Raw genomic sequence first — 9,733 nt, 5'->3', positions numbered from 1 at the left:
ACTCGTTGAATCTCAAGGAGTTTTCCGTTTCGACTGCGCCGGAAGTGGGGCGAATTATAGACACCTCAGATCTGCCGTCAACCGTTAATTTCGCTTTTCACGCATTCTCACTTCACTACCGCTTTATATAGAAGCGATGCTAGCGGTCAGCCCGACGGCGCCTGTAAACAGGCAGCCAAAAGTCACCCCACTCGGGGTGAGCAGCCATCTTAAGGAGGAAGTTGTATAGATGGTGTCCCAGGGCAGGTTCGAACTGCCAACCTTCCCCTTAGGAGGGGGATGCTCTATCCAATTGAGCTACTGAGACACAGGTAAGCCGCAGCAAGCGCTGCGTGACGGACGGCGTGCATGTTAACGGCCGAACCCTGATTTGTCATGTCATCCCACGGCTTTTTAAGTGTAGGACGCTACCCCACCCGGTTGCGGGAAGAATTACCGGCATTTTGCACGACCGTGAAAACACCGGCATTGCAGATTGCAACCAGCGCGCTTGCTCAAAATCGTTCAAATGCTTGTCTTTAAAGGACTTAACAGCCGCTAGACTGTTGGCACGGCGAGTGCTTTGCCTGTCCTATAAAAGAACATTCGGAGCCCAGCCCCATGAACAGCACCCTTTTGCTTGCAAATGCAATTGCTTTGGCGGTTTTGGTCGGTTCTCAGTTTATCCCCGAGCGCAAAGCACCCGAATCCGTGGCTCAACGCGTACCGCATTACTTGCAGGTACAGAAGGCACCTCAACTCGCAGTGTTAAGCAATCAGGGCGCGCCGCAAGCCGTGAGCGATTCCGAGCGGTCACTTCCGACGGCAACCTCAGAACGACTGGTTTTTTGAATATCTTCAGGAGTACAAAATAATGTCCAAGTCAGCTGCGGGATTACTGATCCTCGCCCTGTTGAGCGGCGCTTTGCATTTTTCGCTGTTCGAGGACACCGAGATCAGCCTGCCGCTGGTTGGCAGCGGCGTCTTTGCGGTGTTATTCGTTTTGGCGTTGGCTGCCGGACGCAAAATCAAATTCGATCCGGTTTTGCGCTAAGCGCAATCAAAGCCAGAAGTTGATTCACGGCATCCGCCAGGTTGCCTGAGTTGTCGATGAGGTACACAGCCCCATCGCTCGGCCTCCTGTCCTTGAACTGCGCATTACGACCCAGCCTCTCATCGATCTGCTCAAGCGTTTCACGACCACGGTTGAGCAGACGCTTTCGTAACACATCGTCCCGAACCGTCAACAAGACCGCTACAAGCTCTGGGTAAAGCGTCATCGCTTGGCGTAGATTAGCTCGCGAACCATTAACCAAAACGTTTTGACCAGCACGCAGTCGCCGATCCATTTCCACGGGAATGCCATAGGACAAACCATTGGCGTGCCAAGCCAAGGCAAAATCGCCTGCTCGCTCGCGCTGGTCAAATTCATCGGGCGTCACTCCGATAGCATCCTCCCCCACCGATTCGGCGGATCGGGTAATCACCCGGCGCATGATTTCACAATTCAATGCACGCAATGGTTGGCGAGCAGCCTCGATCAGACTGTCTTTGCCTGAACCGGACGGGCCCATCAAATAAATAAGCTTGCCATCCATCCCTTAAACGCCCTCTACGGATGCCCGCCACTAGTAAATCGGCAATTTGCCACTATCCTGTAAAGGTCAGTAACAACGATGCGCAGCTGCTTAGCATGCACCTTATGGCACCTTAGAGCATCCGTGGAAGCCGATGACACCCAGGCAGAGCACGGGACACAGGCAAAGATTTCCAACCAGTCCGCATTTCTGATGATTGGTGCTGGCATTACGCCTTTACCCGGCTCAATATTTGTCACAGAATTGACGCCAATGATCTGGCAATTTTGAGGCATGATGCCGGCCTCTTAACAATTCAGGTTGAACCATTTGGCGCGGATGCTTGTCCTACCACACATCCTGCGGCCAATCCCGAGAACCGCTCCCCTGAACTAACCGGTTAAATATATGCGCCCATTGAAACAGGCAATTTATTCCAGCCGTACGGCTGACAAGTTCGTCGTACGTCTGCCAGACGGAATGCGTGAACGCATTGCCGAGGTGGCTCGCAATCATCATCGCAGCATGAACTCCGAGATCATTGCGCGCCTTGAGCAGAGTCTTATTCAGGAAGGCGCACTGGGCGAAGAGCTGAGCATGCGCCTGGACAGCCCGGAGCTGTCGTTGCACGAGCGCGAGCTGTTGCAACGCTTCCGTCAGTTGTCGCACCGTCAGCAGAACGCACTGGTTTCGCTGATTGCACACGATGCAGAAATGGCCGCAGACGCGTCCTGAGTAACAACGAACACCTCAAGCCAGCTTGATTGCTGGCTTTTTTTTGCCCGAAATTCGCGTTTTACAGGGCAAAAAAAACCCGCCAGACTGGCGGGTTGTTTCAGCGCGATCAGTTAGAGCAGGAAGATCGTCGCCAACCCCAGAAAGATGAAGAAGCCACCGCTGTCGGTCATGGCAGTGATCATCACACTGGCGCCCATCGCCGGATCCCGGCCCATCTTAGCCAGCGTCATCGGAATCAATACCCCCATCAACGCAGCCAATAACAGGTTCAGTGTCATCGCGGCAGTCATTACCACGCCTAGCGACCAACTGCCGTATAGCAGATAGGCCACTACACCGATTACCCCACCCCACACCAGGCCATTGATCAGACCTACCGCAAGCTCCTTGCGCATCAGCCGCGACGTATTACCGGTGCTGACCTGATCAAGCGCCATGGCGCGTACGATCATGGTGATCGTCTGATTACCGGAGTTGCCACCGATACCGGCGACGATCGGCATCAATGCAGCGAGTGCCACCAGCTTCTCGATCGATCCTTCGAACAGACCAATCACACGCGATGCGACAAACGCCGTGATCAGGTTGACGGCCAGCCATGCCCAACGGTTGCGCAGCGACTTCCAGACGGATGCGAAAATATCTTCCTCTTCGCGCAGACCCGCCATGTTGAGTACTTCGCTTTCGCTCTCTTCACGGATCAGGTCGACCATCTCGTCAATGGTCAGACGGCCGATCAGCTTGCCGTTCTTGTCGACCACCGGCGCCGAGATCAAGTCGTAACGCTCGAACGCCTGCGCCGCATCGTAGGCGTCTTCGTCCGGGTGGAAGCTTACCGGATCGCTGGCCATGACTTCGGCGACCTGTTTTTCCGGATCATTGACCAGCAGACGCTTGATCGGCAGTACACCCTTGAGCACACCGTCGTAATCGACCACGAACAGTTTGTCGGTATGGCCGGGGAGTTCTTTCAGGCGGCGCAGATAACGCAGGACCACTTCGAGACTGACATCCTCACGGATGGTCACCATCTCGAAGTCCATCAATGCACCGACCTGGTCCTCGTCGTAGGAGAGGGCCGAACGCACGCGCTCACGCTGCTGATTGTCGAGGCTCTCCATCAATTCATGGACGACGTCTCGCGGCAGCTCGGAAGCCAGGTCAGCGAGTTCGTCGGCGTCCATGTCCTTGGCAGCCGCGAGCAGTTCGTGATCGTCCATGTCGGCGATCAGCGTTTCACGAACGGAATCGGATACTTCGAGCAGAATATCGCCGTCGCGGTCAGCCTTGACCAATTGCCAGAGCGTCAGACGATCGTCCAGCGGCAGGGCTTCGAGAATATAGGCGACGTCGGCGGAGTGCAGATCATCGAGCTTGCGTTGCAGTTCGACGAGGTTTTGCCGGTGAACCAGGTTTTCGACGCGGTCGTGATGCGGACCTTCCTGACGATGAGTCAGGTCCTCGACGACGCGCTGGCGCTGCAGCAGTTCGACCACCTGAGCCAGGCGATCCTGCAGGCTTTCTTGAGTTTTCTTTACTTCGATTTCAGACATAGGCGAACTCCACTCCCAGCAGCGGGGCACGCCGGAAGGATCAATCAGTCAATTCATGATTGGTGAAACGGGGTACTGAGTAACTACTGGGTAAGTCCATGGAATTTTTCCATAAGCCCCGGCGGGGCTGACGGGCGCAATGATACACCGCTTGACGGTTTAAAACGTTAAAAAATCACGGCCGAAACAAGCGCTTGCGAAACAATTCTGAGCGCCGTCCTGAACCCTGCAAATGCGACGACTCATTCTGAAAAGAAAACACACCGGCAGCAGAAAATGTAGCGGCTACGCTTGAAGACAGATCGTCATGGAGGACATCGAATGCTGTTCAACCCCTATGTTTTTCTGCTTCCCGCCTGCCTGCTTTGCCTGCCATCCAGCGCAGCGCCTGTTTCGCTTCATCGTTGCGAGGCCAGCGACGGCAGCGTCACGTTCACTTCAATGAGCTGTGCGCAGGGAGAGCAGCGATCGACGCAAGAAGTACACCCCTACTCGCCCGGATCGGTTGCCGTAATGCCCGAGCACGACCACGAACGCATGACCGAACTGAAGGCCATGAGGCGCGAACCGGCCGTGATTGGTCATGCGGAAGACAACTGCGGAAATCTGATCGATAACCGACAGCGGCGAGAAGCGATCATCAATCGGCGCGTCATCGCCGGCATGAGCCAACAGGACGTCGAAAGCGCGCTGGGCAAACCAGACAAGGTGAGTATCAGAACATCGACCACCCGCTACAGTTACGACCTCAAGCGAGACCGCAGTGCTCAGATCGATTTTGACGAGAGAGGATGCGTGAAGGCAAAAGCCAAATCCCGGACAGCAAAAAGCCCGCGTTAAACGCGGGCTTTTTGGTATATGGTGCACTCGACAGGATTCGAACCTGTGACCGCTCGGTTCGTAGCCGAGTACTCTATCCAGCTGAGCTACGAGTGCATTTGTGTTTTTAGCCCAGACCACAACTGGATGACGCCAAGCCACCTGCATCGCTGCAACTAACTCTTAAATGGTGCACTCGACAGGATTCGAACCTGTGACCGCTCGGTTCGTAGCCGAGTACTCTATCCAGCTGAGCTACGAGTGCATTTGTGTTTTTAGACCAGCTCACATCTGGTTGAAGCCGAGTTACCTGCATCACTGCAATCAACTCTTAAATGGTGCACTCGACAGGATTCGAACCTGTGACCGCTCGGTTCGTAGCCGAGTACTCTATCCAGCTGAGCTACGAGTGCATTTGTTGCGCCGCATTATAGCCCGTCTAATCTCTATTCCAACCACTTTTTCAAGTAAATTCAATCACTTACCGAAAAAGCCAGATTACAACGTACTAAGCAAATAATGGCGGAGAACGGGGGATTCGAACCCCCGACACCCTTGTGAGGTGTACTCCCTTAGCAGGGGAGCGCCTTCGGCCACTCGGCCAGCTCTCCGCAACACGGGGCGTATCTTAACCAACCTTTTCCCCGTTTGCAAACATAAAAATCGATAAAAATTAATGGCTTGGTTCTTCGTCCTTCTCTTTCTTTATACGCAGGTAAATTTCCTCACGGTGCACGGCAACCTCTTTCGGCGCGTTGACGCCGATGCGCACCTGGTTTCCTTTAACGCCAAGCACGGTCACAGTGATTTCGCCATCACCGATAATCAGGCTTTCTGCGCACCGACGAGTCAGAATCAGCATACCTTTCTCCTCACGCAATTCTTTCAGGGACAACAGTCTGCAAAAAAAAGGCACCCGACCTACAACCGGAGCGATCGTAGCCCTACATGCCTGAGTATTGACCAGCACGAGCAAAAGAACAGTTCAGGGCTCGCGCCATTCAAAAATAAAGGGCGCGGTCAGACCGCGCCCTTCAAGAAACGGATTACTCGCCCTGGCGGGCCGGAGCATCCAGTTCGAAAGCCGTGTGCAGGGCGCGCACAGCCAGTTCCAGGTACTTCTCTTCGATCACCACGGAAACCTTGATTTCCGACGTCGAGATCATCTGGATGTTGATGCTTTCCTTGGCCAGCGATTCGAACATGCGGCTGGCAACGCCCGCGTGGGAACGCATGCCGACGCCGACGATCGAGACCTTGGCAATCTTCGTGTCGCCCACCACTTCACGGGCACCGATCTCGCGAGCGGTGTTTTCCAGCACGGTCTGTGCGGCCTGATAGTCGTTGCGGTGCACGGTGAAGGTGAAGTCGGTGGTGTTATCGTGCGCGACGTTCTGCACGATCATGTCGACTTCGATGTTCGCGGCACTGATCGGGCCGAGAATCTTGAACGCCACACCCGGGGTGTCTGGCACGCCACGGATGGTCAGCTTGGCTTCATCGCGGTTGAAAGCGATGCCGGAAATGATCGGCTGTTCCATGGTTTCCTCTTCATCGATAGTAATGAGGGTGCCCGGACCCTCCTTGAAGCTGTGCAGTACGCGCAGCGGAACGTTGTACTTGCCAGCGAATTCGACTGCACGGATCTGCAACACCTTGGAACCGAGGCTGGCCATTTCCAGCATCTCTTCGAAGGTGATCTTGTCCAGACGCTGTGCAACCGGAACAACACGCGGGTCGGTGGTGTAAACGCCATCAACGTCGGTGTAGATCTGGCACTCGTCAGCCTTCAGCGCGGCCGCCAGGGCTACGCCGGTGGTGTCGGAGCCACCACGGCCCAAGGTCGTGATGTTGCCGTGCTCGTCGACGCCCTGGAAACCCGCGACCACAACCACGCGGCCGGCTTTCAGATCGCCACGAATCTTCTGATCATCAATCTGCAAGATACGCGCTTTATTGTGCGCACTGTCTGTCAGGATCCGCACCTGATTACCGGTGTACGACACCGCTGGCACACCGCGCTTGATCAGCGCCATGGCCAACAGGGCAATCGTCACCTGCTCACCGGTGGAAACGATCACGTCCAGTTCACGCGGAACCGGTTGCGTCTCGCCACTGATTTGCTTGGCCAGATCGATCAGACGGTTGGTTTCGCCGCTCATTGCCGACAGCACGACCACCAGGTCATCGCCAGCATCACGGAATTTCTTAACCTTGTCGGCGACCTGCTCGATTCTCTCGACAGTGCCGACCGAGGTGCCTCCAAATTTCTGTACGATCAAAGCCATTTCAAAGCCGCCTCTGCCCATGAAGGGCGCCCAATAATCAATCGAACAGCCGCCCGGCGCGCCACTAGACTGCGGGCCGGGCGAACCGTCTTATAAACCCTGCTCGACGAATGGAACGGTCAGCGCCAGTGCGCCATCCAGCGCGCCGGCATCGACACCGCCGCCCTGCGCCATGTCCGGACGACCACCACCCTTCCCGCCCACTGCCGCAGCAGCCTGCTTCATCAAATCACCGGCTTTGAGTTGGCCAGTCAGGTCCTTGGTTACGCCTGCAACCAGTACGACCTTTTCCTCATGGACACCGCCGAGCAGGATCACTGCGCGGCCGAGTTTGTTTTTCAGCTGATCGACCAGCGCCAGCAGCGCCTTGCCGTCCTGACCGTCCAGACGTGCGGCCAGAACCTTCACGCCCTTGACGTCCACCGCCGAGGCCGACAGATCGTCGCCCGCCGCACTGGCCGCCTTTGCCTGCAACTGCTCGAGTTGCTTTTCCAGCAGGCGGTTGCGTTCGAGCACAGCCGACAGCTTGTCGATCAGATTGTCACGGCTGCCCTTGACCAGGCTGGCCGCTTCCTTGAGTTGTTCTTCGGCAGCGTTCAGGTACGCCAGCGCCGCGGCACCGGTGACGGCTTCGATACGACGCACGCCCGAAGCCACACCGCCTTCGCTGATGATCTTCAGCAGGCCGATGTCGCCGGTACGGTTGGCGTGGATACCTCCGCACAGCTCGACGGAGAAATCGCCGCCCATGCTCAGCACGCGCACACTGTCACCGTACTTCTCGCCGAACAGCGCCATGGCGCCTTTGTTCTTCGCGGTCTCGATGTCGGTTTCTTCGGTTTCAACCGCAGAGTTCTTGCGGATCTCGGCGTTGACGATGTCTTCCAGTTGCTTGATCTGTTCCGGCTTGATGGCTTCGAAGTGGCTGAAGTCGAAACGCAGGCGCTGACTGTCGACCAACGAACCTTTCTGCTGCACGTGTTCACCCAGCACCTGACGCAATGCCGCGTGCAGCAAGTGGGTGGCCGAGTGGTTCAACGCGGTGGCATGACGCACTTCGGCGTCGACGTGGGTTTCCACCGGCGCGCCGATGGTCAGGCTGCCGGACGCCAGCACGCCATGATGCAGGAACGCACCGCCGGTCTTGGTAGTGTCGCGTACGTCGAAACGGCTGCTGCCGGCCTGAATGAAACCGCAGTCGCCAATCTGGCCACCGGACTCGGCGTAGAACGGCGTCTGGTTGAGGACGATCACCGCCTCTTCGCCTTCGCTCAGCACGTCGACCGACTGGCCGTCCTTATAGATAGCCACGATTTTCGCCGAACCGCTGGTGGCGGCGTAACCGGTGAATTCGGTGGCGGCGTCAACCTTGACCAGCGTGTTGTAGTCCAGACCGAACGAGCTGGCGGAACGCGCACGCACGCGCTGGGCTTCCATTTCACGCTCGAAACCGACTTCATCGACAGTCAGGCCGCGTTCGCGGGCGATGTCAGCGGTCAGGTCCATCGGAAAACCGTAGGTGTCGTAGAGCTTGAACACCACGTCGCCCGGCACCACGGTGCCTTTGAGCTCGGCCAGATCCTGCTCGAGAATTTTCAGGCCGTGCTCCAGCGTCTTGGAGAACTGTTCTTCTTCAGCCTTGAGCACGCGTTCGATGTTGCTCTGCTGCTTCTTCAGTTCCGGGAACGCTTCGCCCATCTCGGCCACCAGCGCCGCGACGATCTTGTAGAAGAAGCTGCCGGTGGCGCCGAGCTTGTTGCCGTGACGGCAGGCGCGACGAATGATCCGGCGCAGCACGTAGCCACGGCCCTCGTTGGACGGCAGCGCGCCATCGGCAATCAGGAAGCCGCACGAACGGATGTGGTCGGACACGACCTTCAGCGATGACTGATCACCGTTCTCGCAACCGATCGCTTCAGCCGAAGCCTTCAGCAGGTTCTTGAACAGGTCGATGTCGTAGTTGGAGTTGACGTGCTGCATCACCGCACTGATCCGCTCCAGGCCCATGCCGGTGTCGACCGATGGCGCTGGCAACGGATGCAACACGCCGTCGGCGGTGCGGTTGAACTGCATGAACACGTTGTTCCAGATTTCGATGTAACGGTCGCCATCTTCTTCCGGCGAGCCCGGCGGGCCACCCCAGATGTGCTCGCCGTGATCGTAGAAAATCTCGGTGCACGGGCCGCACGGGCCGGTGTCACCCATGGTCCAGAAGTTGTCGGACGCGTACGGTGCGCCTTTGTTGTCGCCGATGCGGATCATGCGCTCGGCCGGCACGCCGATTTTCTGCGTCCAGATGTCATACGCTTCGTCGTCGGTGGCGTAGACGGTGACCCAGAGTTTTTCCTTCGGCAGCTTCAGTACGCCGGTCAGGAAGGTCCAGGCGAAGGTGATCGCGTCGTGCTTGAAATAATCGCCGAAGCTGAAGTTACCGAGCATTTCGAAGAACGTGTGGTGACGGGCGGTATAACCGACATTTTCCAGGTCACTGTTCTTGCCACCGGCGCGCACGCACTTCTGGCTGCTGGTCGCACGGGTGTAGGCACGTTTTTCCTGGCCCAGGAAGCAGTCCTTGAACTGGTTCATCCCCGCGTTGGTGAACAGCAGGGTTGGGTCGTTGCCCGGAATCAAAGAGCTGGAGGCTACACGGGTGTGGCCTTGCTCTTCGAAGAAGTGAAGGAAGGCTTCACGGATTTCTGCGCTTTTCATTAGGTTCTTCCACGGAGGCTGCGGCCAAAGGCCTGTTCGAAACGTCAGAGACGAAGCGACGGCAAAGGGC

General features: G+C 56.9%; 9 protein-coding genes and 5 tRNA genes. 4 read left to right on the top strand and 10 right to left on the bottom strand.

Translation table 11 applies throughout. The features are described from left to right. Positions 1 to 230: 230 nt before the first annotated feature. Positions 231 to 307 (bottom strand) — tRNA-Arg (locus tag ACYYKW_RS08910). Positions 308 to 600: 293 nt separating this feature from the next. On the opposite strand from ACYYKW_RS08910, the gene ACYYKW_RS08905 reads away from it, so the two are divergent. Both ACYYKW_RS08905 and ACYYKW_RS08900 read left to right on the top strand, forming a co-directional pair. Continuing rightward, the gene (locus ACYYKW_RS08905) at positions 601 to 831 is read left to right on the top strand and encodes a hypothetical protein (protein WP_093099231.1); all 231 of its coding nucleotides are present in this window, start codon (positions 601 to 603) and stop codon (positions 829 to 831) included. A 22-nt stretch (positions 832 to 853) separates the two neighbouring features. Beyond that, the gene (locus tag ACYYKW_RS08900; protein WP_464989934.1) at positions 854 to 1,033 is read left to right on the top strand and encodes a PA3371 family protein; all 180 of its coding nucleotides are present in this window, start codon (positions 854 to 856) and stop codon (positions 1,031 to 1,033) included. Here ACYYKW_RS08900 and phnN read toward each other — a convergent pair. Further along, a complete protein-coding gene (gene phnN / locus ACYYKW_RS08895) occupies positions 1,008 to 1,577 on the bottom strand; it encodes a phosphonate metabolism protein/1,5-bisphosphokinase (PRPP-forming) PhnN (RefSeq protein ID WP_464989933.1) in 570 nt (189 codons plus the stop codon). The genes ACYYKW_RS08900 and phnN overlap by 26 nt on opposite strands. A 387-nt stretch (positions 1,578 to 1,964) precedes the next feature. On the opposite strand from phnN, the gene ACYYKW_RS08890 reads away from it, so the two are divergent. Beyond that, positions 1,965 to 2,291, top strand: coding sequence for an Arc family DNA-binding protein (locus ACYYKW_RS08890; protein ID WP_003178899.1), 327 nt, complete (start codon positions 1,965 to 1,967; stop codon positions 2,289 to 2,291). Positions 2,292 to 2,404: 113 nt separating this feature from the next. On the opposite strand, the gene mgtE is transcribed toward ACYYKW_RS08890, so the two are convergent. Then, positions 2,405 to 3,847, bottom strand: a complete 1,443-nt coding sequence (mgtE, locus tag ACYYKW_RS08885) for a magnesium transporter (RefSeq protein ID WP_090285386.1) — start codon at positions 3,845 to 3,847, stop codon at positions 2,405 to 2,407. Between the two features lie 321 nt (positions 3,848 to 4,168). Between mgtE and ACYYKW_RS08880 the strand changes: the two genes are divergently transcribed. After that, on the top strand, positions 4,169 to 4,687 hold the full coding sequence (locus tag ACYYKW_RS08880) for a cell envelope protein SmpA (protein ID WP_336355216.1): 519 nt from the start codon (positions 4,169 to 4,171) through the stop codon (positions 4,685 to 4,687). Positions 4,688 to 4,706: 19 nt separating this feature from the next. Here the strand turns inward: ACYYKW_RS08880 and ACYYKW_RS08875 are convergent. The 7 genes from ACYYKW_RS08875 to alaS form a co-directional block, all read right to left on the bottom strand. After that, a tRNA-Arg gene (locus ACYYKW_RS08875) sits at positions 4,707 to 4,783 on the bottom strand. 71 nt (positions 4,784 to 4,854) lie between these two features. Continuing rightward, positions 4,855 to 4,931: transfer RNA gene (locus ACYYKW_RS08870), tRNA-Arg, on the bottom strand. A gap of 71 nt (positions 4,932 to 5,002) precedes the next feature. Next, positions 5,003 to 5,079 (bottom strand) — tRNA-Arg (locus ACYYKW_RS08865). Positions 5,080 to 5,186: 107 nt separating this feature from the next. Next, positions 5,187 to 5,277 (bottom strand) — tRNA-Ser (locus ACYYKW_RS08860). Between the two features lie 62 nt (positions 5,278 to 5,339). Continuing rightward, entirely contained in the window at positions 5,340 to 5,528 is a 189-nt protein-coding gene (csrA, locus tag ACYYKW_RS08855; protein ID WP_002554426.1) for a carbon storage regulator CsrA, read from the bottom strand. A 184-nt stretch (positions 5,529 to 5,712) separates the two neighbouring features. Then, positions 5,713 to 6,954 carry an aspartate kinase gene (locus tag ACYYKW_RS08850; RefSeq protein ID WP_093099222.1) on the bottom strand — a complete coding sequence of 414 codons (1,242 nt, stop codon included), beginning with the start codon at positions 6,952 to 6,954 and terminating at the stop codon, positions 5,713 to 5,715. Positions 6,955 to 7,044: 90 nt separating this feature from the next. Continuing rightward, positions 7,045 to 9,663 (bottom strand): alanine--tRNA ligase, encoded by a 2,619-nt coding sequence (gene alaS / locus ACYYKW_RS08845; protein WP_464989932.1) that lies wholly within the window; start codon positions 9,661 to 9,663, stop codon positions 7,045 to 7,047. Positions 9,664 to 9,733: the final 70 nt, after the last annotated feature.

The organism is Pseudomonas sp. 15C, assembly GCF_055484735.1.
This window is presented reverse-complemented; position numbering and strand designations above follow the sequence as displayed.